Genomic DNA, 24,597 nt, shown 5'->3' with positions numbered 1-24,597 from the left:
GCCGGCGCCACCGACGCCGGGTCCGCTGCTGCGGCCCGGCCCCGGTGGCGCGGTCCGGGCCACCCGGGCATCGTCGCCCGGGTGGCCCGCACCATGGTCAGCTCAGCTGGCCGCTTCGATCTTGACGAGGTTGACCCGCTGGAACAGGTCCATCTGCACGTTCTTGACCTTGGACGAGTGGCCGAACACGTTCTCGCCGAAGCGGAGCGGGATCACCGGCATGTCCTTGGCCAGGATGTCCTCCGCCTGCTGGTACTTGGCGATCGCCTCGTCCTGCGTCTTGGCGGCGGAACCCTCCTTGACCAGCTTGTCGAACTCCGGGTTGCTGTAGCCGTAGTAGTTCGACGAGCCGTTCGTGCTGTACAGCGGGCCGAGGTAGTCCTCCATGGTCGGGTAGTCCATGACCCAACCCATCCGGAACGCACCCACCGGCGTCTTCTTCTCGACCTTGGTCAGCAGGTCGGCGAACTTCGGCTCGGCCGAGCCGACGGCGTCGACACCCAGGTTGGCCTTGAGCTGGTTGACCGTGGCGTCGACCCAGTCCTTGTGACCGCCGTCGCCGTTGTACGAGATGACGATCTTCGACGGACCACCCGCGGCCTGGTAGAGCTTCTTGGCCTCGGTCGGGTTGAACTCGCCGGCCTTGCCCGCGGTGTTCTCCCGGTAGCCCGGGAGGACCGGCGAGACGAAGGAGCGCGCCGACGTCTGCGAGCCCTTGAAGACCGACTTGGTGATCTCGTCACGGTCGATCGCCATCGAGATGGCCTTGCGCACGTCCGGGCTGCTGTAGTCCTTGTCGAACGTCGGGAACGCGAGGAACTGGAACGACGACATCGGGCTGGTCTGGTACCGGTCGCCCAGGTCGCTCGGCGCGGTGCTCAGGCTCTCGGTCGGGATCGTCGGCAGCACGTCCAGGTTGTCCGCCAGGACGTCCGCGTAGGCCGCGGTCAGCTGCTGGTAGATCCGGAACTCAACGTCCTTGACCTTGGGCTTCTCACCCGGGTACGCGTCGTAGCGCTCGACATCGATCTTGCTGTCGTGCTGCCAGGTGCCCTTCATCTTGAAGGGGCCCTGCCCGATCGGCGCCTGCTCGTAGGAGTCCTTGAGCACGCCCGGGGCCGAGAACGCGGCGTCCGGCATCGGGTAGAACGCGTTGTAGCCCAGAGTCGTCTTGAAGTCGATGTACGGCTCGGACAGCGTCGCGGTGAAGGTGAGGTCGTCGACCTTCTTCAGGCCGGACATCTCCTTGGCCTTCGGCGCCTTGCCCTGCAGGTCCGCATAGCCAGCGATCTTCTCGAAGAAGTAGTTGCTGTCCTGACCGTTGGGGGCGTACGCGCCGTAGTTCCAGGCGTTGATGTAGTTCTGGGACGTGACCTTCTCACCGTTGTGGAAGGTGAAGCCGTCCTTGAGCTTGATCGTCCAGACCTTGTTGTCGGACGAGGTGATCGACTGGGCGGCGACCTCGTACGGCTTGTTCTGGGCGTCGTAGTCGACGAGCGGGCTGAACAGGCCGGCGATCACCTGTGACCCGGACGTCTCGGTGGTGTTGGTGGGAACCAGGTGCTTCGGCTCGCCGATCTGGATGCTGACCGCCGAATTGCCGCTGCCGCTGGATCCACCGTCTCCGCCGCTGCCGCAGGCCGCGAGGCCCAGCGTCACCGCGAGCGGGAGGGCGGTCCAGGCGGCGAGTCTACGAACTCGCATTGAGCCTCCTCATCTCCTCACGCTGCGCAGTCAGGCCCGACGCTGGGTTACGCTGCGCAACAAGCGGTAACGGTAGGTCGGCGACGGCCCTTCGGCAACGACGCGGTTGCGGGTGGGTAACGGTCCGGGGTCGGTCCTCTTGCGGAAGGCGGATCCCTCTGCTAGCCGAAACTGCTGAAAGCGTTGTTGAGCTGGGGTAATCTCGCCATTCGTCGGGACGACCCTGCCGGTCTGCCGCTGGCTGTCCCTTCCCGGGACCGAACTCCCATCTCCGCCGCGCACGGTCTGCCTGTCTGGTTCGATGGTGACCGAAGGAACAGATTGTGACCGAGAGTGACGAGCGACACGTCACCGAAGGTCACATCCGACACGCGCGGCCAAGGTGGCGGCGGGCCTGCCCGCTGAGGTCCGTCGGAACCGCGGGCAGGGGCCGTGAGACGATCGGGACGTGACGGCGACGCTTCTGGACGGCAAGGCAACCGCGGCGGAGATCAAGGACGAGCTGCGAATTCGGGTGAAAGCACTCGCGGAACGCGGCATCATCCCCGGGCTGGGCACGGTGCTGGTCGGTGCGGACCCGGGCAGCCAGGCGTACGTCAACGGAAAGCACCGCGACTGCGCCGAGGTTGGCATCGCCTCGATCCGCCGGGAGCTGCCGGCGGACGCCACCCAGCAGCAGGTCGACGACGTGCTGGCCGAGCTGAACGCCGACCCGGCGTGCCACGGCTACATCGTCCAGCTGCCGTTGCCGGCCCATCTCGACACCCAGCGGGTGCTGGAGCTGATCGACCCGGACAAGGACGCCGACGGGCTGCACCCGGTCAACCTGGGCCGGCTCGTCCTCGGCTACGACGGCCCGCTGCCCTGCACCCCGCGCGGCATCGTGGAGCTGCTCCGCCGGCACGACGTGGCGCTTCGCGGCGCGACCGTCGCCGTGGTCGGTCGGGGCAACACCGTCGGCCGGCCGCTCGGCCTGCTGCTCACCCGGCGCTCCGAGAACGCCACCGTCACCCTCTGCCACACCGGCACCCTGGACCTCGCCTCGCACACCCGGGCCGCCGACATCGTCATCGTCGCGGCCGGCGTGCCGGGCCTGCTCACCGCCGACATGATCAACCCCGGTGCGGTCGTGGTGGACGTCGGAATCACGCGCGTCATCGGCGCGGACGGCAAGGGCCGCTACACCGGCGACGTGGACCCGGAGGTGGCCGAGACCGCCGGTGCCCTGGTCCCCATGCCCGGCGGTGTGGGGCCGATGACCCGGGCCATGCTGCTCACCAACGTCGTCGAGCGCGCCGAGCGCGGCTGACCCCGCCCGCTGGCAGGGTCGAACGGGACGGCGGTGACGTTCGCCCCATCCCGGCGATGGCCGCCGCCCCTGGCCTGATCGGTGCCAGGATGACTGATACGGTCCGGAAAACCGACTGGTATCAGGGAGTGGGACGACCATGGGTAAGAAGGTCACTGTCGTCGGGGCTGGCTTCTACGGCTCCACCACCGCACAGCGCCTGGCCGAGTACGACGTCTTCGACACCGTAGTGATCACCGACATCGTGGAGGGCAAGCCCGCGGGCCTCGCGCTCGACCTCAACCAGTCCCGGGCCATCGAGGGCTTCGAGACCAAGGTGGTCGGCGTCACCACCGGCCCCAACGGTGAGGGCTACGAGAACATCGAGGGCTCCGACGTCGTCGTGATCACCGCTGGTCTGCCGCGCAAGCCCGGCATGAGCCGGATGGACCTGCTGGAGACCAACGCCAAGATCGTCCGCCAGGTCGCCGAGAATGTCGCCAAGTACGCCCCGAACGCCGTCGTCATCGTGGTCTCCAACCCGCTGGACGAGATGACCGCGCTGGCGCAGCTCGCCACCCAGTTCCCGAAGAACCGGGTGCTCGGCCAGGCCGGCATGCTCGACACCGCCCGGTTCAGCAACTTCGTCGCCGAGGCGCTGAACGTGCCGGTCGCGTCGGTCCGCACGCTGACCCTGGGCTCGCACGGCGACACCATGGTCCCGGTGCCCTCGAAGAGCACCGTCAACGGCAAGCCGCTGCGTGACGCGATGCCGGCCGAGCAGATCGAGGAGCTGGTCGTCAAGACCCGCAACGGTGGCGCCGAGGTGGTCGCGCTGCTCAAGACCGGTTCGGCGTACTACGCCCCGTCCGCTGCCGCGGCCCGGATGGCGAAGGCCGTCGCCGAGGACTCCGGCGAGGTCATGCCGGTCTGCGCCTGGGTCGACGGCGAGTACGGCATCTCCGGTGTCTACCTGGGTGTCGAGGCCGCGATCGGCGCCGAGGGCGTCAAGCGGGTCGTCGAGACCGACCTGGACGCCGACGAGCGCGCCAGCCTCCTGGAGGCGGCCGAGGCCGTCCGCGCGAAGCAGGGCGACATCTCCAGCATGTAGTTCCGCGAACCAGACCACCGAAGGGCCCGCCGGCAAACCCGGCGGGCCCTTCCCCGTCCCCCACCCCGCCCGCCCCGGCCCCCGGCCCCCGCCCCCCGCCTCGGGTGATCAAGAGGTTTGCGTCACCGAGACCGCGATTCCTGACGCGAACCTCTTGATCACCAAGGTGGGGGGTGGGGTCACGGCAAGGGGGTGAAGGGGGTGAAGGGGGTGAAGGGGATGCTCAGGTGGGGGGTGGCCAGGACGGTGGGGGAGTGGGCGCGGAGCGCGGCCTGCCGGGAGGCGCGGGCCAGGTCCGGGTCCTCCTCGTGGGCGTACGCCAGGTCGGGGTCGACGAGTTGCACGACGTGCACCAGCAGGTCGCCGGTGACCAGGATCCGCTCGTCGGCCGAGGTCACCAGCACCGACTGGTGGCCCGGGGTGTGGCCGGGGGTGGGCAGCAGGCGTACCGCCGGGTTGAGGATGGTCTCGCCGTCGACCACCCGGAGCTGGCCGGCGGCGCGCAGGGGTGCGATCAGGCCGGCCGGCAGCCCGGGATTGAGCATCTCCGCCGCGTCCAGCTCGGCGCGCTGCACCAGATAACTGGCGTTCGGGAAGTACGGCCGACCCGGCGTGCCGGTGACGGCCCAGCCGATGTGGTCGCTGTGCAGGTGGGTCAGCACGACCGTGTCGACGTCGGCCGGGTCGATGCCCGCCGCGGCCAGCTCGGCGGGCATCCGGCCGGGCACGGGCGCCCAGCTCGCGGCCGGCGCGTCGACCGGCCCGATGCCGGCGTCGACCAGGGTGACCGGCCCGTCGCCGGTGCGGATCGCGAAACTGCGGAACGGCAGCCACCACTGCCCGTCGGCGGTCACCGAGCCGGGGTCGCGCCGGTCGGCCTCGGCCCAGTGCGCCGCCGTGGCCTGCGGGAACGCCTCCGCGCGGGGCTGGAAGAAGGCACCCTCACCGTCGGTGAGTGCGGTGACCGTGATAGACCCAAGGGTGCGGTTCAGTGGCATCGGGCGATGATTCCAGGGCATTCCTGTTCCGCGCAGCCCGGTTTCCGCCGGTCGGTCGAGGCCGGCTGGGGGCTGCCGGCCCAATTGCAGTACGCTCGTACTGCTTGAGCACGTGTCCCCCGAGAGGAGCGCCGGTCGATGGCGAAGATCAAGGTAAACAACCCGGTCGTTGAACTCGACGGCGACGAGATGACCCGGATCATCTGGAAGCAGATCCGGGAGCAGCTGATCCTGCCCTACCTCGACGTCGACCTGCACTACTACGACCTGTCGATCCAGCACCGGGACGAGACCGACGACCAGGTCACGATCGACGCCGCCAACGCCATCAAGGAGCACGGCGTCGGCGTCAAGTGCGCGACCATCACCCCGGACGAGGCCCGGGTCGAGGAGTTCGGCCTGAAGAAGATGTGGCGGTCGCCCAACGGCACCATCCGCAACATCCTCGGCGGCGTCGTCTTCCGTGAGCCGATCATCATGTCCAACGTGCCGCGCCTGGTCCCCGGCTGGACCAAGCCGATCATCATCGGCCGGCACGCCCACGGTGACCAGTACAAGGCCACCGACTTCGTCGTCCCCGGCCCGGGCACGGTGACCATCACCTACACCCCCGCCGACGGTGGCGCGCCGATGGAGATGGAGGTCGCCAACTTCCCCGGCGGCGGCATCGCCATGGGCATGTACAACTACGACGAGTCGATCCGGGACTTCGCCCGGGCGTCGTTCCGGTACGGGCTGGACCGCAACTACCCGGTCTACCTGTCCACCAAGAACACCATCCTCAAGGCGTACGACGGTCGGTTCAAGGACCTCTTCGCCGAGGTGTTCGAGGCCGAGTTCAAGGCCGAGTTCGACGCCGCCGGCATCACCTACGAGCACCGGCTGATCGACGACATGGTCGCCGCCGCGCTCAAGTGGGAGGGCGGCTACGTCTGGGCCTGCAAGAACTACGACGGTGACGTGCAGTCCGACACCGTCGCGCAGGGCTTCGGCTCGCTGGGTCTGATGACCTCCGTCCTGCTCTCCCCGGACGGTCGTACCGTCGAGGCCGAGGCCGCCCACGGCACGGTCACCCGGCACTACCGGCAGTACCAGAAGGGTGAGAAGACGTCGACCAACCCGATCGCGTCGATCTACGCCTGGACCCGGGGCCTGGCCCACCGGGGCAAGCTGGACGGCACCCCGGCGGTCACCGAGTTCGCCAACACCCTGGAGCAGGTCATCGTCGACACCGTCGAGGGTGGTCAGATGACCAAGGACCTGTCGCTGCTCATCTCGCGCGACGCCCCGTGGCTGACCACCGACGAGTTCATGAACGCGCTCGACGAGAACCTGGCCCGCAAGATCGCCGCCTGATCCAGGCGTACCGCATCATCGGAGCCCGCCGGCAGCTCAGCCGGCGGGCTTCGGCGTGTCCGGCGCTGACGCGCCGGTTGTCGTCACCGCCTTCGGCGCGCCTCGTTGACCAGGATGGACGAGATGCCAGTCGCGTCCAGGAAGGTTGACCTCGGTCGACCCGCGGCACCCGTGCGCCGATCAGCCAGCCTTCCCGGCTGTGCCGTGCACAGCCAGCCGTCCCTTCCCTGCGGGGGGCCCTGTCCCGGGCCCCCCGCGCCCTGTTTCGCAGCGTTCAGCGCGGGGTTTCCCGGCGCCCATCCGCAGGCTGCCCGTCGCGCACCGCGGGGACGCGACGGCGGCGCAGCTCAGGCGGCGCGCAGCAACTCGGCGGCGCGCTCCGGGGAGATGTCGTTGATGAAGACACCCATCCCGGACTCGGAGCCCGCCAGATACTTCAGCTTGTCCTTGGCGCGCCGGATGCTGAACAGCTGAAGGTGCAGGTGGCCGAGCTCCCGGTCGATGCGCACCGGCGCCTGGTGCCAGGCCGAGATGTACGGCATCGGCATGTCGAACAGGCCGTCGAAGCGGCGCAGCAGATCCAGGTAGAGCGGCCCGAAGGCGTCCCGCTCACTGTCGCTGAGCGCCGGGATGTCCGGCACCACCCGGCGCGGTGCGACGTGCACCTCGAACGGCCAGCGGGCCGCCGCCGGGACGAACGCCGTCCAGTGCTCGTTCTCGGTGACCACCCGGTCGCCGGCGGCACGTTCGGCGGCCAGCACGTCCGCGTACAGGTTGCCCCCGCCGGTCCGCTCGGCGTGCCGGCGGGCCGCGGCCAGCAGCGCGCGGGTGCGCGGCGTCACGAAGGGGTACGCGTAGATCTGCCCGTGCGGGTGGTGCAGCGTGACACCGATCTCGACGCCCCGGTTCTCGAAGCAGAAGACCTGTTCCACGCCGGGCAGTGCGCCGAGCACCTCGGTGCGGTCGGCGAGCGCGTCCAGCACGGTGCGGACCCGGCGCGGGGGCAGGCTGGCGAAGGACGCGTTGTGGTCCGAGGTGAAGCAGACCACCTCGCACCGCCCGAGGCCGGGCCGGACCGACGTGAACGGGGTGATCTCCCCGGGCTCGTCGGCCACCCGGCCGCTCAGCGACGGGAACCGGTTCTCGAAGACCACCACGTCGTAGTCGGGCGCGGGGATCTCGGTCAGCCGGTCGCCCACCGACGGGTCGAGCGGGCACTCGTTGGCGGGCGGCAGGAAGATGCGGGTCTGCCGGTGCACGGCGACCGCCACCCACTCGTCGGTCAGCGGGTCGTAGCGCAGTTGGGACGCGGCAGGCGGCGGCGGCAGGTCGCGGCGGTCCGGCTGGTCGCGGACGGCGTCGTCACGCTCGTCGAAGTAGATCAGCTCCCGGCCGTCGGCCAGGTCGATCGCGGTGCGCTTCACGGCGCCGTCTCCTCACTCGTCGGCGTGCGCGTCGCGCGGCCCGCCCCTGTTGCCCTCACCATGATCAATTCGCCCACCTGTTCGCCGAGTACCCGTCGAGCGGGCGGAGGCAACCGGTCGTCGCTGACCAGTACGTGTGCGGCGGCCAGCTCGACGATCGAGGAGATGCCGACCGTGCCCCACTTGGTGTGGTCGGCGAGCACCACCAACCGGTCCGCCGCGGCCACGAGCGCCCGGTCGGTCTCCGCCTCCATGAGGTTCGGGGTGGTGAAGCCGGCCCGCTCGGTGATGCCGTGCACGCCCAGGAAGAGCAGGTCCAGGTGCAGCGACCGGACCGCCCCGACCGCGAGTGGGCCGACCAGCGCGTCCGACGGTGTGCGTACGCCGCCGGTGAGCACCACCGTCTGGTCCGGTCGACCGCCGGCGTGCAGGATCTCGGCCACCGGCAGCGAGTTGGTCACCACGGTCAGGCCGGGCACGTCCACCAGCCTCCGGGCCAGCTCGGCGGTGGTGGTGCCGGCGGAGAGGGCGACCGCCGCCCCCGGCCGGACGAGTTGGGCGGCCCGGTCCGCGATGGCGGCCTTCTCGGGCAGTTGGCGGACCGACTTGGCGTGGAAGCCCGGCTCGTCCGTGGAGCCCGGGCCTGCGGTGGTGGCGCCGCCGTGCACCTTGGCCAGCAGGCCGCGCTCGTGCAGCGCCTCCAGGTCGCGCCGGATGGTCATGTCGGAGACGCCGAACTCGGTGGCCAGCTCGCTCACCCGGACGCCGCCGGTCGACCGGACCCGCTCCAGGATGGCCACCTGCCGCTGCTGAGCGAGCATCGCCGTGCCTCCCGGGGGTCCCCGTACTCTCACGCGGTCAAACGTGTTCCAACAAAGATGAACACTAGCGCGTAGCGGGCAGCGGTGGAAGGAACGGGGGTACGGCGACGCCTCAGGCGGACGCGATCTTCAGCTCCACCCAGCCGGTCTCGGTCAGGTGGTGCAGCAGCGCCTGCACCGCGTCCGGAACGCTCAGGTCGGTGGTGTCGAGCACCAGGTCGGCGTCGGTCGGCTCCTCGTACGGGTCGTCGATGCCGGTCATCCCGGTGAGCAGGCCCGCCCGCGCTCGCGCGTACAGGCCCTTGCGGTCCCGCTGCTCGCACACCTCCAGCGGGGTGGCCACATGCACCAGCACGAAACCCGCACCGGCGGCCAGGGCCATCTCCCGGGCAGTGGCGCGGGCGGCCGCGTACGGGGCGATCGGGCAGCAGATGCCCACCCCGTGGTGCCGGGCGACCTCGGCGGCCACCCAGCCGATCCGTCGGACGTTGAGATCCCGGTCGGCCTTGCTGAAGCCCAGCCCGGCGGACAGCTCCCGGCGCACCACGTCCCCGTCGAGCAGGGTCACCGTCCGGTCGCCGCTCTCGCGCAACGCGTCCGCCAGCCCTCGGGCGATGGTCGACTTGCCGGAACCGGAGAGGCCGGTCATGAAGACCACCAGCCCCCGGTGCCGACGGGGCGGCCGGGCCCGGGCCAGCTCCCTCGCCACGGCCGGCGGGGTGTGCCACTCCGGCAACGGGAAGCCCCGGTCGAGCAGGTCGTCGATCTCCTGCTGGGTCAGCGCGAGCCGGCGGTTGCGCGGCGGGATGTCCTCCCGCCAGCGCCACTGCCCGTCCCGGTTGTCGTACGCCAGCTCGCGGGGCACCAGCACCCGCAGCCCGGCACCGGAGAGCATCTCCCCGGTGGAGAGAAGGTGGGTGACCCCGTACGAGGCGGAGACCCGGGCGCGCAGCAGGGCGTCGCTGATCTCCTCCCGTCGGTGCGACAACGGCACCGCGACCAGGGTGGCGGGCGGCATCCGGTCGCGGGCGGCGAAGACGGCGCGTACCAGCGCCTCCGGCGGGAGACCGCCGACGCCACCCTCACCGACCGGGATCATCACGAGCAGGTGCGCGGCCAGCGTGCGGGCGGCATGGGCGATCTGGGCGAGCTGCGGACGGTGCAGCGGCCGATCGGCGATGACACCGAGCACCCGGCCCGGGGGCAGCAGCGCGCGGACCTCTTCCGGGCTGCGGCGCAGCCTTTGGAAGGGGCCGTGACCACCGTCGCCCAGCCGCCGGACCTGCCCACCGACCCCTGCCACGCCCTCACGGACCGGCCAGACGTCCGCCACGTCCAGGGCAGCGGCCGGGGCACCCTCGCCGTCGGTGAGCACCAGCGCCCGGCGGGCCGGGTCGCGCGGATCGAAGCTCTGGGCCAGGGCGGCCGGCACCTGGAGGGTCACCGCGACCTGCCACGGCGCGCCGTCGGCCAGTCGGCCGCGTCGGCTCACCGAGACCAGGTCGGCGCGGGTCATGAAGCCGTTCAGAGGGGCGTACGCGCCAGTCAGCAGCAGCTCAAGATCCGCGAGCTCACCCGGACGCGGCGTGTACGCCGGTGCGTCCCGCAGCACCTCGTCGGGCAGCACCCAGCCGTTGCTCATCCACACCCCCCACTCGCTGACCGGCACACAGTTTCGCAGCCGACCGCCGATCGGTCGAGGGCGCCACTCCACGACCCCGACGGGCGGGAGCAGCGCCGGATCCGTCAGCCCGTCACCGACAGCACCCGGCTGCACACCTTCCGCTCGTCGCGCAGTCGGGCCGTACACCCGTCGGCATGCCCACCGCGGCCGTCACCAGCCGACGATCACCTGCCCGATTACTGCCCGTTGAACGGAACGTGAATCGTCCCACCCTCGATGGGCTTTTTCCGAGGCGGGGTGGCGCAGGGCGCCGGACTGCGGAAAGACCTCCCCAGCAGCGGGGCAGCGGACCTTAGGGGTCTGCTGGACCAAGGATCAGGGAAGCGCCGGGGGCGCGCCGGTGTCTGCGGCGGGCTCGTACTCCCTACGCTGGGCAGCGTGACACTGATCGCGACCCAGTCGCTCACCAAGACGTACGGAGGTCGGGTCACCGCGCTCGCCGACCTCACCGTCGCCGTCGAGCCCGGGATCATCGGCCTGGTGGGCGCGAACGGCGCCGGCAAATCCACCTTGATCAAGATTCTGCTCGGCCTGATCGCCCCGACCAGCGGTCAGGTCTCGGTGCTCGGCATCGACCCGACCTCCGACCCGGCGGCGGTCCGCGCCCGGGTCGGCTACATGCCCGAGCACGACTGCCTCCCACCGGACCTCTCCGCCTCCGAGCTGGTCACCCACCTCGGCCGGATGAGTGGCCTGCCCCGCACCGCCGCTCGCGAGCGGGCGTCCGAGGCGCTGCGGCACGTGGGGCTCTACGAGGAGCGCTACCGCCCGGTCGGCGGCTACTCGACCGGCATGAAGCAACGCGTCAAGCTGGCCCAGGCGCTCGTGCACGACCCCGACCTTCTGCTGCTCGACGAGCCGACCAACGGCCTGGACCCGGCCGGCCGGGACGCCATGCTGGCCCTGGTGCACCGGATCGGCACCGAGTTCGGCATCTCGGTGCTGGTCTGCTCGCACCTGCTCGGCGAGGTCGAGCGGATCTGCGACACGCTGATCGCCATCGACGGCGGCAAGCTGCTGCGCGCCGACAACATCTCCGCGATGACCACGGCCACCGACGTGCTCGCCGTGGAGGTCAGCGAGGGCACCGAGGAGCTCGCCGCCCGGCTCGCCGAGCTGAAGCTGCCGGTCGCCCGGGACGGGCGACTGCTCCTCGTGCCGCTGGCCGACGACAGCACCTACGACCTGATCCTCGGTGCGGTCGCCGAACTGGACCTGCCACTGCACCGACTGGACCAGCGCCGGCACCGGGTGGCCGAACTCTTCGCCACGAGGGAGCTCTCCCATGCCTGAGCCGACCGCAGCCGCCGTGCGTCCCGCGCCGACAGGCGTCATCCACGACATCGGCTACCAGCGCTACGAGGGCCCGAGGCTGGGCCGCCGCCAGGTCTTCGGCGCCCTCTACGGGCACGGGCTGCGCACCGCGTTCGGGTTCGGGCGCAGCGCCAAGGCCAAGATCTTCCCGTGGCTCGTGGTCGGCATCGTCTCCCTGGTCGCGGTGGCCCTCGCGGCCATCCGCAGCCAGATCGGCGAGCCGGTCGCCACGTACGCCCAGTTCGCCGACGCGATGAGCTGGCTTGTCATCTTCTTCGTCGCGGTCGTCGCTCCGGAGCTGGTCTCCCGCGACCTGCGCAGCGGTGTGCTGCCGCTGTACTTCTCCCGGCCGCTGCCGCGCAGCGACTACGCGCTGGCCAAGCTGCTGGCGCTGGTCACGGCCCTCTGGCTGCTCCTCGGCGGACCACAGTTGCTGATGTTCCTGGGTGCCGCCTTCACCACCAAGCAGGGCATGCGCGGGGTGTGGAACGAGCTGCTCGACCTGCTGCCCGGGCTGCTCTACGCCGGGCTGTGGGCGGTGGTCTTCGCCTCGATCGGGCTGCTGGTCGCCTCGCTGACCGGCAAGCGCGCCTTCGCCGCCGGTGGGATCGTGGCGGTCTTCCTGATGACCACCCCGATCGTCGGGGTGCTGAGCATCCTGCCGTCGCGCGCCGCCAACGAGCTGGCCGGGCTCGCCTCGCCCTCCACGCTGGTGCAGGGGGTGGGCATCTGGTCGCTGGGTGACCTGCTGGTCGAGGGCGATCCGGGCGAGATGATGATCGGCGGGTTCGGCCCGGTCTACGCCCTGGCCGCGGTGCTGTTGGTCGCCGGCGCGACCGCCCTCCTGCTGGTCCGCTACCGGAAGGTCGCCTCCTGATGAGCACGCTGAGCCTGACCGGGGTGTCCCGGTGGTACGGCAACGTGGTCGCGGTCAACGACATCAGCATGGCCCTGGGGCCGGGCGTGACGGGCCTGCTCGGCCCGAACGGCGCCGGCAAGACCACCCTGCTGCACATGATGGCCGGTTTCCTGTCCCCGTCGCGCGGCACGGTCACCCTCGACGACCAGCCGACCTGGCGCAACCCCGACGTCTACCGGCGGCTGGGCCTGGTCAGTGAACGGGAGGCCGTGCAGGGCTTCCTCACCGCGTACGAGTTCGTGCTGGCCAGCGCGAAGCTGCACCGGCTGGCCGACCCGGCGGCGGCGGCCCGGCGGGCGATCGACCTGGTGGAGCTGGAGTCGGCGCAGGACCGCCGGATCGGCACGTACTCCAAGGGGATGCGGCAGCGGGCCCGGGTGGCCGCCGCGTTGGTGCACGACCCGCAGGTGCTGCTGCTCGACGAGCCGTTCAACGGGATGGACCCGCGCCAGCGGCTGCACATGATGGAGCTGCTGCACACCCTGGGCGACGCCGGCCGGACGATCCTGTTCAGCTCGCACATCCTGGAGGAGGTCGAGCAGGTCTCCGGCACCGTGCAGGTGATGGTGGCCGGGCGGTTGGCGGCCTCCGGCGACTTCCGGACCATCCGCCGGTTGATGACCAATCGCCCGCACGTGTTCGCGGTGCGGTCGACGAACGACCGGGCGCTGGCCGTCGCGCTGATCGCCGAGCCGTCGGTCAGTGGGGTCGAGTTGGACCCCACGGGCCTGACCGTGCGCGCCGGTGACTACGGCGCCTTCACCCGGGCTCTACCCCGGATCGCGCTCAAGCAAGGCATCCGGGTGCGCCAGCTGGTGCCGTCCGACGAGTCTCTGGAGAGCGTCTTCTCCTACCTCGTGGAGGCCTGACCAGGTGAGTGCGAGGAGTGAACGAGCGCAGCGAGTGAGCCCCGCAGTCACGAACGAAAGAAGCTGACATGTCGACAATTACCTGGATCACCGCACGCGGGCTGTTCGGCCGGCGTCGGTTCCTGCTGCTGCTCCCGCTGCCGTTGGTGCTGCTCGGGCTGGCCGTGCTCTGCCGGTCGCTGGGCGTGGACCCGGGCGAGTGGGGGCCGCCGGTGCTGGTCGGCCTCGGGCTGGCCGTGGTGCTGCCGGTGGTCGCGCTGATCGTCGGCACGGGCGTGCTGGGCGCCGAGATCGACGACGGCACTGTCGTGCACATCCTGACCAAGCCGCTGCCGCGCTGGCAGATCGTGCTGCCGAAGCTCGCGGTGGCCGCCGGCGTCACCGCGGCCACCGTGGTGGTGCCGCTCTACGTCGCGGGCGTGCTGGCCGCTTCGGTACGCCTCGGCCTCGCGTTGGCCGTCGCCGCGGCGCTCGGCGCGCTGGCGTACTCGGCGTTGTTCCTCGCGCTCAGCCTGGTCACCCGGCGGCCGGTGCTGCTCGGGCTGGTCTACGTGCTGATCTGGGAGGGGCTGCTGGGCAACTTCGTCAGCGGCACCAAGGTGCTCTCCATCCAGCAGTACGTGATCGCCCTCGCCGACCGGATCGCCCCCACCGAGCTGCTGGAGACCACCGTGTCGGTGCCGGTGGCATCGGTGATGACCGCGCTGGTCAGCGTCGGCTTCACCGTGCTGGCCATCGACCGTCTGCGCTCGTTCAGCGTGGCCGGCGAGACGAGCTGACACCGGTGCGAAACGCTGCTCCGGCCAGCCCCCGCCTGGCGGTAGGGCTGGCCGGATGGACCGGTCAGGCCCCGTCGGGCCAGGCTGGTGGGCGTGAGCGTCGAAGCGGAGCAGACGTCGTTGGCTGAGCCGTACTCCCGGAGCAGTCGGCCCTGGTTGACCAGCCTGGCCGTCGCCGGGCTGGCCTGCGCGACGGTCGCCACGGCCGCCCAGGGCACCGGTCAGTTCCACTGGTGGGCCGTGTTCATCCTGATCCCGGCCGCGTTGATCGCGGCCAGCGGCGGGCCGTTGCTGGCGCGAGGTGGTGGCCGGGCCTTCGCCGGTTACATGCTCGCCTGCGTCGGCACCCTGGTGTTCGCGGTGGGCGCGCTGCTGATGTTCGGTGTGATGGGGCGGGGCTGGCCGCTGCTGGTGGTGCTGCCCTGTCTGGCGGTCGCCGGCACCTACTACTGGCGGGCGGCCCACCCGCTGGCCCGTGGCCTGCACCGGGCGGTGGCCCTGCTCGCGCTGACCGGCGCGTTGCTCGGCCTGACCCTGCAACTGATCCGGGTGGACCTGATCGACCCGGAGACCGGCTGGTGGGGTGCGTTCCTGATGCTGGCCGGGGCCATCGTCCTGGGCAACGCGGGGGAGCTGACTCGGCACCGGATGCCGTACCGCCTCCAGGCGATCACCCTGCTGGTGGGGCCCGCCGTGGTCGCGTTCCTGCTCGGGCTGCGCTTCCTGCGCGGTTGGTGACCGCCGGCCCGCCGCCGCCCCAGGGGGGTGGGCGGCGGCGGACCGGCCACCTGATCAGGCGGTCACGGAGACGGTGACCGTGCCGATGACGATCCGGTGATCCGAACAGGGGCCGCCGCAGGTGGTCGAGATGGCCAGTGAGTCGCCGCTGTACGACCCGGCGATCCGGTCGTTGCGTACGAAGATCAGGTCGATCTTCTTACCCTGGCCGCAGAGGCCCTCGGTGTTGCCGTCGTAGACGGTGGTCTCGCCGTACCCGGGGCAGCGGCTGTCGGTGTCGTCGAGCTCCCGGTAAGCGCCGGTGTTGGCACCGTTGTTCGGCGTGTTCAGAGTGGTCGAGTACCAGGAGTCGAGCCGCCCGTAGTGCGGCTGGGCGTTGAAGTCACCGGCGATCAGGACGGTGTCCCCGTTGGCGGCGAAACTGTCGATCCTGCTGCGGACCTCGTCCAACTGGGTCGCGTTGATGGTCCTGCCGTTGATCACCGCGTTCGACGGCGTGATGTGGGTGGTGCAGAACCGCAGGTGCGGGCGCGCTTCGAGCGGTGCGCAGAGCAGTTTGCGCCGCTCGCTGGTGCCGTCCGCGGCCAACGCGTAGCGGTTGGCCGCCCCGAGGGGTGCCCGGCTGAAGAGGGCCACGCCGAACGGTTCACCGCCACACGCGGTCTCGTTGTGCGCCTCGAACCGGGAGAAGTTGCTGTCGTCCTGCGGCCAACCGGACGCGAGCAGGTTCGCCTGGACGGCCTTGTACTGGCTCCAACAGAGCTCGTTGAGGGCGGCGAAGGTGGCGGCCCGGTTGCGGATGGAGTCCGAGAGGGCCGGGATGAGGCCGTTGTTGGTGGCGCCTCGGTGGATGGTCCAGCCGGCGACGTTCCACGTCCATCCGGTGTAGGTGGCGGTGACGGTCGCCGCCTGGGCGGGGCCGGTCAGGCCGACGGCGACGAGCAGGCCGGCGGTGAGGCCGGCGACGAGTGTACGAATGCGCATGATCCCCGTATTCACTGTGTTGGATGATGACCCATGATCATCGCATCGCTCCGAGTGAGCGTCCAGCACACATACCGGGTCAGAAGGCGCAGGCGATGACGAGCTCCGGGGTGCGGTCGGGTAGCAGGTCGAGCTTGCCGATCCGGCCGGCCGCCCGCAGGTCGTCGGCGACCAGGGTGAGCTGCTCCAGCAGCGCCGCCGGGCCGAGCGCCTCGGCCAGCGGCACCTCCGCCTTCATCGACAGCTTCCGCTCCGACTTGGCCCGCCGCACCTGGCTCAACGCGTCGCCGGCGAGCCGCAGCAGCGCCGGGTCACCCGACCCCTCGATCGTCCGGGCCACCTCGTGGGTGGTGGGCCACGGCGCGCGGTGCACCGAGCCGTACAGCCACCACGACCAGACCTCCTCGGTCACGTACGGCAGGAACGGGGCGAACAGTCGCAGCTGCACCGACAGCGCCGAGGCCAGCGCCGCCCGCGCCGAGTCGGCCCCCGCGCCGGTGCCGTAGGCGCGTTCCTTGACCAGCTCGATGTAGTCGTCGCAGAACCGCCAGAAGAACGCCTCGGTGGCCTGCAACGCCGCCGTGTGGTCGTACGCGTCGAAGGCGGTGCTCGCGGTGGTGACCACGGTGGCCAGCTCGGCGAGCATGGCCCGGTCCAGTGGGGAAGTCGCCGGAGCGCGTAACGCGTCCGCCGCACCCAACCCGAGCGCGAACTTGGACGCGTTGAGCAGTTTGGTGGCCAGCCGCCGGCCGATCTTGATCTGTGCCGGGTCGAACGCCAGGTCCATGCCGGGCTTGCCGCTGGCCGCCCAGTAGCGCACCGCGTCCGAGCCGTGCTGCTCCAGCAGCGCCAGCGGGGTGACCACGTTGCCCTTGGACTTGGCCATCTTCTTGTGGTCCGGGTCGAGGATCCAGCCGGAGAGCACGGTGTCCCGCCAGGGCAGCACACCGTGCTCGAAGTGCGACCGGACCACCGTGTCGAAGAGCCAGGTCCGGATGATCTCCTGCCCCTGGGGGCGGAGGTCCATCGGGAAGATCGCGGCGAACAGGTCCGGATCGGTCTCCCAGCCGCCGACGATCTGCGGGGTCAACGACGAGGTGGCCCAGGTGTCCAGCACGTCCGGATCGCCGACGAAGCCACCCGGACGGCCGCGCTGCGACTCGTCGTAGCCGGGTGCCGGATCGCTGGATGGATCGACCGGCAGCGCGGACTCGTCCGGCGTGAGAGGGTGGGACCAGTCCGGCTCGCCAGTGTCGTCGAGCCGGTACCACACCGGCACCGGCACCCCGAAGAAACGCTGGCGACTGACCAGCCAGTCCCCGGTCAGGCCACCCACCCAGTTGTCGTAGCGGTGTTTCATGTGCGCCGGCACCCAGCGCAGCTCCCCGCCCCGGGCCAGCAGCGTCGCCCGCAGCTCGGCATCCCGGCCACCGTTGCGCAGATACCACTGTCGAGTCGAGACGATCTCCAGTGGCCGGTCGCCGCGTTCGTAGAACTTGACCGGGTGGGTGATCGGGCGCGGCTCGCCGATCAGGTCACCCGCGTCGGCCAGCATCCCGACGATCTCGCGGCGGGCGCCGTTGACGGTCTGCCCGGCCAGCGCCGCGTACGGCTGCGCCGGCACCCCGGCCGGCGGCTCGGGCAGCAGCCGGCCGTCCCGGCCGATCACCACCCGGGTGTCCAGTCGCAGCTCACGCCACCAGGTCACGTCGGTCAGGTCACCGAACGTGCAGACCATCGCCACGCCGGTGCCCTTGGCCGGATCGGCGAGGGGGTGGGAGTACACCGGCACCTCGACGGCGAACAACGGGCTGCGCACCGTGGCGCCGACCAGGTCGGCGTACCGCTCGTCGTCGGGGTGACAGACCAGCGCCACACAGGCCGGCAGCAGCTCGGGTCGGGTGGTGTCGATGAGCACCTCACGCCCCTCGGGCGTGGCGAACCGCAGCCGGTGGTACGCGCCGGGGCGCTCCCGGTCCTCCAGCTCCGCCTGGGCGACCGCGGTGGCGAAGCCGACGTCCCAGAGCGTCGGCGCCTCCGACTGGTACGCCTCGCCCCGGAGCAGGTTGCGCACGAACGCGCGCTGGCTGGTGGCCCGGGCGACCCGACCGATCGTCGTGTAGGTCAACGACCAGTCCACCGAGAGCCCGAGCCGCCGCCACAACGCCTCGAACACCTGCTCGTCGGTGACCGTCAGTCGTTCGCACAGCTCGATGAAGTTGCGTCGGGAGATCGGGGTGGGGTCACGGCGGGCCGCGTCGTCCACCGGGGTCGACGGTGGCCGCCACACCGGGTCGTACGCCAGCGCCGGATCGCAGCGCACCCCGTACACGTTCTGCACGCGGCGCTCGGTGGGCAGCCCGTTGTCGTCCCAGCCCATCGGGTAGAAGACGGCCTTGCCGTGCATCCGCTGGTAGCGCGCGACGGTGTCGGTGTGCGTGTACGAGAAGACGTGCCCCATGTGCAACTCGCCCGATACGGTCGGCGGCGGGGTGTCGATGGCGTACACGTCCTTGCGCTCCTTCTTCGAGCGGTCGAACGCGTACGTGCCCTCCTCCTGCCAGCGGCGTGCCCAGCTCTCCTCGAGCCCGTCCAGGGTCGGACGCTCGGGAACGCCCGCTCGGGCCGTCCTCGCCGTTTCGGTCATCCTGCGATCGTAGGCACCTCGCGGGTGCCCGGCCACGTAGTTGCCGCCGAACACACCGGCCGCCGGGCGGCCACCGACCGGGGGCAGGCGGTCAGATCAGCGAGTCGCGCCACTGCCGGTGCAGGGCCGCGTACCGGCCGTCGGCCTCGGCCAGCACGGCGGGCGGGCCGTCCTCGACGACCTTGCCGTCGTCGAGGACGAGCACCCGGTCGGCGGTTTCCACGGTGGAGAGTCGGTGCGCGATCACCAGGGCGGTGCGGTCGCGCAGGATGGTGCCGAGGGCCCGCTGCACCAGCCGCTCGGTCGGCACGTCCAGCGACGACGTGGCCTCGTCCAGGATCAGCACGGCCGGGTCGGCCAGGAAGGCACGGGCGAACGCGACGAGCTGCCGCTGCCCGGCGGAGAGCCGGCCGCCGCGTCGGTGCACCTGGGTGGCGTACCCCTCGGGCAGTGCGGCGATGAAGCTGTGCGCGCCGATCGCCTGCGCCGCGGCCTGGACCTCGGCGTCGTCCGCGCTCGGGCGGCCGAACCGGATGTTCTCCGTGACGGTCCCGCTGAACAGGTGGTTCTCCTGCGTCACCAGCACCACCGCCCGACGCAGGTCGGCGTCGCGCACGTCGCGCAGGTCGACCCCGTCCAGCCGTACCGTGCCGGTGTCCGGGTCGTGGAACCGGGCGACCAGCTTGGCGATGGTCGACTTGCCCGCGCCGGTCGGCCCGATCAGCGCCACGGTCTGCCCGGCCGGCACGGTCAGCTCCAGCTCGGCGAGGATCGGGGTGTCCGGGCGGTAGCCGAAGGAGACCGCCCGGAAGGTCAGCTCGCCGCGCCCGGGGCCGGTCGGCAGCGGGGTGGGCCGGGCCGGTTCGGCGACGGCTGGTCGTTCGTCGAGCACCCCGGCCAGTTTCTCCAGGGCCGCGGTGGCCGACTGGAGCGAGTTGTAGAACTGGCTCAGCTCCTGCATCGGCTCGAAGAAGCGGCGCAGGTAGAGCAGGAACGCGGCGAGCACGCCGATCTCGGTCTGCCCACCGAGCACCCGCCAACCGCCGTAGCAGAGCACCACCGCCACGGTGATGTTGCCGATCAGCTTGATCGCGGGCGAGTACGTGGCGATCAGCCGGAACGCGTGCAGGCTGGTGCGTCGGTAGTCGTCGCCGAGGGCCACGAAGATCCGTTGGTTGCGCGGTTCCCGGCGGAACGCCTGCACGGCCCGGATGCCCCGCATCGACTCGACGAAGTGCACGATGACCAGTGCGACAGCGTCCCTGGTCCGCCGGTACGCGCCGGCCGACGACCGGGCGAACCAGCGGGACAGCCAGAACAGGAACGGGAAGGCGAGCAGCGTCACGGAGGCCAGTGGCAGGTCCAGCCAGAGCAGGATGGCGGCCACCGACAGGATGGACAGCCCGGCCAGCACCAGGCTGTCGATCCCCCCGTCGACCAGCTCGGCGATCGAGTCCAGGTCACTGGTGAGCCGGGAGACCATCCGGCCGGAGGTGTACCGCTCGTGAAAGCCCACCGACAGCCGCAGGAAGTGCCCGAACACCTGCTGCCGCAGGTCCAGCAGGACGGCCTGGCCGATGCGCGCGGAGAGGGTGAGGAACCCGCGACGGGCCGCGTACTCGGTCACCGAGGCGGCCGCGAACGCCCCGGCGACGGCGATCAGCGGCCCGGGGTCACCGGCGCGCAGCGGCGGGATGGCCCGGTCGATGCCGATCATGACCAGGTACGGGCCGGCCATCGCGGCGGCGTTCTGGGCCAGCAGGAGGCCGACCGCGACGGTGAGTCGCCCCCGGTGCGGGCGGAGCAGGTCGGCCAGCAGGACCCGGCTGAGCCGGCGGAGCCGGGCCACCGCCTCGGGCGCGGTGTCCTCGGCCCGGCTCCGGTCGGCCTCCGGGTCGGTGGCGGTTCCGCGCCAGCGGGTGAGTTCGGGCTCCTCCTCGGGCGGTGGGTCGGCCTGCTTCGGAACGGTCACGAGTGCACCAGCCCCCACCCGTCCGAAGCGGACGGACTCGACCCGGTGGCTCCGGACGGCGGCGGGTGCCCGGCGGGCGACTCGCCGGCTGCGGTCTGCGGTTCGGCGGCAAGAAGCGCCCGGTACGCCGGCCTGGTGGCCAGCAGCTCGGAGTGCCGGCCGATCGCGGTGATCCGGCCGTCCTGGAGCAGCGCGACCCGGTCGGCCAGCGCGATCGTCGACGGCCGGTGCACCACCAGCAGCGCGGTGCTGTCGCGCAGGACCCGGCGCAGCGCCGCCTCGACCAGCGCCTCGGTGTGCACGTCGAGCGCGGACAGCGGGTCGTCCAGCACCAGCACCGCTGGCCGGCCGAGCACGGCCCGCGCCAACGCGAGCCGCTGCCGTTGCCCCCCGGAGAGGGACAGCCCCTGCTCACCCACGCGGGTGGCCAACCCCCACGGCAGGTCGTACGCGAAGTCGGCCTGAGCCAGCGCGAGAGCGGCGCGGACGTCGTCGTCGCCGGCGTCCGGGTGACCCAGGGTGAGGTTCTCCCGGACCGACATGGAGAACAGCGTGGGTTCCTCGAACGCCACCCCGACCAGCCGGCGTAGCGAGGCCAGTCGCAGCTCGCGCAGGTCGTGCCCGTCCAGGGTGATCCGACCGGCGGTCACGTCGTGCAGGCGGGGGACCAGGGACAGCAGTGTGCTCTTGCCGGAGCCGGTGGCGCCGACCAGGGCCAGTGTCTCGCCGGGCTCGATGGTCAGGTCGATCTCGTGCAGCACCGGTGCGGCGGCACCCGGGTAGCTGAACGCGACACGTTCGAAGCGGAGCCGGCCGTGGACCGCGTCGCGGGGCAGCGCGAGGGCGCCGGGGGAGTCCACGATCCGGGGTGGGGTGTCCAACACCTCCTGGATCCGGTCGGCGGCGGTGGCGGCCTCCTGGCCGTTGGCGATGATCCAACCCAGCGACTGCACCGGCCAGATGAGCATCAGTTGGAGGCTGACGAACGCGACCAGCTCGCCGATGGTGAGCGCGCCTCCCGCGGCGGCGGCTGCCCCGGCCACCAGCACCACGCCCAGGGTCACGTTCGGCACCAGGTCGAGCAGCGCTGAGGTGTTGGCCAGCAGCCGACCCTTGCCGACGCCCGTGTCGTGCAGCCTCCGGGCCCCACCGGCGAAGCGGGCGGCCAGTTCGGGCCCCCGGCCGTACGCCTTCATGGTGCGCAGGCCCTGCGCGGTCTCCTCGACCAGGGTCGCCACGTCGCCCTGCTGGTCCTGCATCCGTCGGGAGGCGGCGTGGTAGTGCCGCCCGAACCGGCGGCTGATCAGCAGCAGCGGCACCGCACTGGCCGCCACCAGCACCCCGAGTGCCGTGTGCAGGTTGATCAGCAGCACCACCACGACCACGTAGGTGGTCAGGTTGAGCACCAGGAAGAACACGCCGAAGGAGAGGAACCGGCGGATCACCGACAGGTCGCTGGTGATCCGGGAGAGCAACTGGCCGGACTGCCAGCGGTCGTGGAAGCTCGTCGGTAACCGTTGCAGGTGGGCGTAGACGTCGGCGCGCAGCGCTGCCTCCATCCCCACCGCCGAGGAGGACTGCACCCACCGGCGGATGAAGATGAGCACCGCCTCGACCACGCCGAGCAGCAGCGCCAGGCCCCCGAGCTGGAGCAGCCCGGCAGGTTCCTGGCGGGCCACCGGGCCGTCCACCACCCGCTGCACGACCAGCGGTACGGCGATCCCGGCCGCCGTGCCGGCGAGCCCCGCGACGAGCAACCAGGCGAACTCGGCGGCGTACGGGCGCAGGTAGGGGCGCAGCCGCCAGAGGTTGTGCACGGGGTGGGTGCCCGCGGCGGCCCGGGCGGCCGGGTCGCCGTCGCTCTCCACAGGCACTACCAGACGGTAGCGTCTAACAGGTGTCGATGCCTCTGTCAGCTTGCTGTCAAGCGCCGCTCATGACCGAGAAGCCACTTCTTCACGTCCAGCCCCCAGCGGTACCCGCCGAGCGTCCCGTCGGTGCGGAGCACCCGGTGACAGGGCACGAACAGTGCCGCCGCGTTCCGGGCGCAGGCGGCTGCGGCGGCCCGCACCGCCGGTGGCCGGCCGGCCAGTGCCGCGTACCCGGTGTAGGTGACCGGCGTGCCCGGCGGCACCTCACGCAGCACCTGCCAGGCGTGTGCCATGAACTCTCCGCCGGTGAGCTGGCGGACCGGCACCGCGTCGATGGCGGCGAGGTCGCCGTCCAGGTAGGACCGGACTGCCGTGCTCACCGGGCCGAGGTCGGCCCGCTGTCGCAGGGGCGCGCGCAGGGTGGGGTGGACCAGGGGCAGCAGCGCCGCCGGGTCCGGGGTGAAGCCGGCCGCCCGTACGTCGCCGTCCGGGCCGATGAGGATGCTCAGCGGGCCGGTCGGTGTGCTCAGCACGGTGCTGTCGATGCTCATGCCGCTCTCCAGAGTCTGATCGTGGCGTAGGACCGCCAGGGACGCCAATGGTCGGCGTACCCGTCGAGGGTTTGCTGGGTGTGGGGCAGGCCGAGCGCGGCGGCGCCGCGCCGGACCGCGAGGTCGGTGCTGAGCAGGATGTCGGGGTCGCCGAAGGCGCGCATGGCCAGGTAGTTGGCGGTCCACGGGCCGATGCCGGAAAGGGCGAGCAGCCGTCGCACGGCTTCCTCCCGATCCACCCCCGGCGCGAGGTCGAGCGCCCCGTCGACGACCGCCCGCGCCAGCCCCCGCAGGGTCTCCCGCCGCCCAGCGGGCATCCCGAACCCCGAGTCCGGCAGGCCCAGCAGCTCCTCCGCGCTCAAGAACCCCCGCAGCCCGCCCGCCCCCGCCGGTCTGCCCCACCCCCCGTAGCCCCGTTGATCATGAAGTTGTTGTCCCGACACGCCGGTGTCGGTGGCAATAACTTCATGATCAACGCGGTCGTGGGCGGCCAGGAGGCGGGACAGGGTTTTCTGGGCCGCGGTTACCGAGATCTGTTGACCGACGATGGCGCGGACGGCCATCTCGAAGCCGTCGACCGCGCGGGGCACCCGGATGCCGGGCTCGGCGGCGACCGCCGGCGCCAACGCCGGGTCCGCGGCGAGCGTGGCGTCGATCGCCGCCGGGTCCGCGTCAAGGTCGAGCAGCCGGCGACAGCGGGCCACCGCGGGTGCCAGGTCGCGCAGGTCGGTCAGCCGCAGCGTCGCCGCCACGTGCCCGTCCGTCGGGGTCAGCGCCACCTCACCGGTGCCGTGTGGCAACCGCAGACCCCGGTGGTACGTCCCGTCGCGGACCTCCTCCACGCCGGGCAACGCCCGCACCGCGAGGAAGTCCAGCAGCGCCCGGGCGTGCAGCGGCGGGCGGTACGCCAGCCGGAGCGCGATGGTCCCCGCCCCGACCGTCGCCTGCTGACGCCCGCGGGCCGTGCGCAGGTCGGACGGGGCGCTCGCGTACACCTCGCGGAGCGTGTCGTTGAACTGCCGCACGCTGCCGAAGCCCGCCGCGAACGCGATCTCGGCCATCCCGAGGTCGGTCGTCTCGATCAGGATCCGGGCGGTCTGCGCCCGCTGGGCCCGGGCCAGCGCCAGCGGCCCGGCGCCCATCTCGGCGCTCAACATCCGGTGCAGGTGCCGTTCGGTGTAGCCCAGACGGGAGGCCAACCCCGGTACGCCGTCCCGGTCGATCACCCCGTCCGAGATCAACCTCATCGCCCGGCCGACCACGTCGGCGCGGATGTCCCACTGCGGCGAGCCGGGCGCGGCGTCCGGCCGGCAGCGGCGGCAGGCGCGCAGCCCGGCACCCTGCGCCGCGGCGGCGGACGGGAAGAACCGGACGTTCTTCCGCTTCGGCGTGATCGCCGGACAGGACGGCCGGCAGTAGATGCCGGTGGACGTCACGCCGGTGTAGAACCAGCCGTCGAACCGCTGGTCACGGCTGTCCACGGCCCGGTAACACCGCTCGAAGTCCATCTCCATGCCACCGATGATGCCCCGCTCGGTGCGTCCTCGGCTGGCGGGAATCGGACCTC

19 protein-coding genes are annotated in these 24,597 nt (G+C 71.5%); 8 read left to right on the top strand and 11 right to left on the bottom strand.

Annotation, left to right across the window (positions count from 1 at the left end):
* Positions 1-102: 102 nt before the first annotated feature.
* On the bottom strand, positions 103-1,704 hold the full coding sequence (locus LADH09A_RS10430; RefSeq protein ID WP_238644678.1) for a peptide ABC transporter substrate-binding protein: 1,602 nt from the start codon (positions 1,702-1,704) through the stop codon (positions 103-105).
* 448 nt (positions 1,705-2,152) lie between these two features.
* Between LADH09A_RS10430 and LADH09A_RS10425 the strand changes: the two genes are divergently transcribed.
* Both LADH09A_RS10425 and LADH09A_RS10420 read left to right on the top strand, forming a co-directional pair.
* Positions 2,153-3,013 (top strand): bifunctional methylenetetrahydrofolate dehydrogenase/methenyltetrahydrofolate cyclohydrolase, encoded by an 861-nt coding sequence (locus tag LADH09A_RS10425; protein WP_238644677.1) that lies wholly within the window; start codon positions 2,153-2,155, stop codon positions 3,011-3,013.
* A gap of 139 nt (positions 3,014-3,152) precedes the next feature.
* Positions 3,153-4,103 (top strand): malate dehydrogenase, encoded by a 951-nt coding sequence (locus tag LADH09A_RS10420; protein WP_238644676.1) that lies wholly within the window; start codon positions 3,153-3,155, stop codon positions 4,101-4,103.
* A gap of 179 nt (positions 4,104-4,282) precedes the next feature.
* Here the strand turns inward: LADH09A_RS10420 and LADH09A_RS10415 are convergent, their stop codons facing one another.
* Complete coding sequence (locus LADH09A_RS10415) at positions 4,283-5,101, bottom strand: MBL fold metallo-hydrolase (RefSeq protein WP_274529317.1); 819 nt, start codon at positions 5,099-5,101, stop codon at positions 4,283-4,285.
* Between the two features lie 138 nt (positions 5,102-5,239).
* Between LADH09A_RS10415 and LADH09A_RS10410 the strand changes: the two genes are divergently transcribed.
* Positions 5,240-6,457: an NADP-dependent isocitrate dehydrogenase gene (locus tag LADH09A_RS10410; protein WP_091406326.1), complete on the top strand. Its 1,218-nt coding sequence runs from the start codon at positions 5,240-5,242 to the stop codon at positions 6,455-6,457.
* Between the two features lie 347 nt (positions 6,458-6,804).
* Here LADH09A_RS10410 and galT read toward each other — a convergent pair whose 3' ends face one another.
* From galT to cysC, 3 genes are all read right to left on the bottom strand, one after another.
* Positions 6,805-7,881 (bottom strand): galactose-1-phosphate uridylyltransferase, encoded by a 1,077-nt coding sequence (gene galT, locus LADH09A_RS10405; protein WP_238644675.1) that lies wholly within the window; start codon positions 7,879-7,881, stop codon positions 6,805-6,807.
* Positions 7,878-8,702 (bottom strand): DeoR/GlpR family DNA-binding transcription regulator, encoded by an 825-nt coding sequence (locus LADH09A_RS10400; protein ID WP_238644674.1) that lies wholly within the window; start codon positions 8,700-8,702, stop codon positions 7,878-7,880. The genes galT and LADH09A_RS10400 overlap by 4 nt, the downstream gene beginning before the upstream one ends.
* 112 nt (positions 8,703-8,814) lie before the next feature.
* Positions 8,815-10,344 (bottom strand): adenylyl-sulfate kinase, encoded by a 1,530-nt coding sequence (gene cysC / locus LADH09A_RS10395; RefSeq protein ID WP_238644673.1) that lies wholly within the window; start codon positions 10,342-10,344, stop codon positions 8,815-8,817.
* 420 nt (positions 10,345-10,764) lie between these two features.
* Here cysC and LADH09A_RS10390 point away from each other — a divergent pair, with 420 nt between their 5' ends.
* From LADH09A_RS10390 to LADH09A_RS10370, 5 genes are all read left to right on the top strand, one after another.
* Positions 10,765-11,679, top strand: a complete 915-nt coding sequence (locus LADH09A_RS10390; RefSeq protein ID WP_238644672.1) for an ABC transporter ATP-binding protein — start codon at positions 10,765-10,767, stop codon at positions 11,677-11,679.
* On the top strand, positions 11,672-12,577 hold the full coding sequence (locus tag LADH09A_RS10385) for an ABC transporter permease (RefSeq protein ID WP_238644671.1): 906 nt from the start codon (positions 11,672-11,674) through the stop codon (positions 12,575-12,577). Before LADH09A_RS10390 ends, LADH09A_RS10385 begins: the two co-directional genes overlap by 8 nt.
* Positions 12,577-13,488 (top strand): ABC transporter ATP-binding protein, encoded by a 912-nt coding sequence (locus LADH09A_RS10380; RefSeq protein ID WP_238644670.1) that lies wholly within the window; start codon positions 12,577-12,579, stop codon positions 13,486-13,488. Before LADH09A_RS10385 ends, LADH09A_RS10380 begins: the two co-directional genes overlap by 1 nt.
* Positions 13,489-13,556: 68 nt before the next feature.
* Positions 13,557-14,267 (top strand): ABC transporter permease subunit, encoded by a 711-nt coding sequence (locus LADH09A_RS10375; RefSeq protein ID WP_238644669.1) that lies wholly within the window; start codon positions 13,557-13,559, stop codon positions 14,265-14,267.
* Positions 14,268-14,360: 93 nt separating this feature from the next.
* Positions 14,361-15,005, top strand: a complete 645-nt coding sequence (locus LADH09A_RS10370) for a hypothetical protein (protein ID WP_238644668.1) — start codon at positions 14,361-14,363, stop codon at positions 15,003-15,005.
* 54 nt (positions 15,006-15,059) lie between these two features.
* On the opposite strand, the gene LADH09A_RS10365 is transcribed toward LADH09A_RS10370, so the two are convergent.
* From LADH09A_RS10365 to LADH09A_RS10340, 6 genes are all read right to left on the bottom strand, one after another.
* Positions 15,060-15,989: an endonuclease/exonuclease/phosphatase family protein gene (locus tag LADH09A_RS10365; RefSeq protein ID WP_238644667.1), complete on the bottom strand. Its 930-nt coding sequence runs from the start codon at positions 15,987-15,989 to the stop codon at positions 15,060-15,062.
* Positions 15,990-16,068: 79 nt separating this feature from the next.
* Entirely contained in the window at positions 16,069-18,636 is a 2,568-nt protein-coding gene (gene valS / locus LADH09A_RS10360) for a valine--tRNA ligase (protein ID WP_238644666.1), read from the bottom strand.
* Positions 18,637-18,727: 91 nt separating this feature from the next.
* Positions 18,728-20,608, bottom strand: a complete 1,881-nt coding sequence (locus LADH09A_RS10355) for an ABC transporter ATP-binding protein (RefSeq protein ID WP_238644665.1) — start codon at positions 20,606-20,608, stop codon at positions 18,728-18,730.
* Entirely contained in the window at positions 20,605-22,482 is a 1,878-nt protein-coding gene (locus LADH09A_RS10350) for an ABC transporter ATP-binding protein (RefSeq protein WP_238644664.1), read from the bottom strand. The genes LADH09A_RS10355 and LADH09A_RS10350 overlap by 4 nt, the downstream gene beginning before the upstream one ends.
* 38 nt (positions 22,483-22,520) lie before the next feature.
* Positions 22,521-23,030: a methylated-DNA--[protein]-cysteine S-methyltransferase gene (locus LADH09A_RS10345; RefSeq protein WP_238644663.1), complete on the bottom strand. Its 510-nt coding sequence runs from the start codon at positions 23,028-23,030 to the stop codon at positions 22,521-22,523.
* Positions 23,027-24,544, bottom strand: a complete 1,518-nt coding sequence (locus tag LADH09A_RS10340; protein WP_238644662.1) for a DNA-3-methyladenine glycosylase 2 family protein — start codon at positions 24,542-24,544, stop codon at positions 23,027-23,029. Before LADH09A_RS10340 ends, LADH09A_RS10345 begins: the two co-directional genes overlap by 4 nt.
* Positions 24,545-24,597: the final 53 nt, after the last annotated feature.

Origin of the sequence: Micromonospora cabrerizensis (genome assembly GCF_022230955.1) — a bacterium.
Lineage (GTDB): Bacteria > Actinomycetota > Actinomycetes > Mycobacteriales > Micromonosporaceae > Micromonospora > Micromonospora cabrerizensis.
This window is presented reverse-complemented; position numbering and strand designations above follow the sequence as displayed.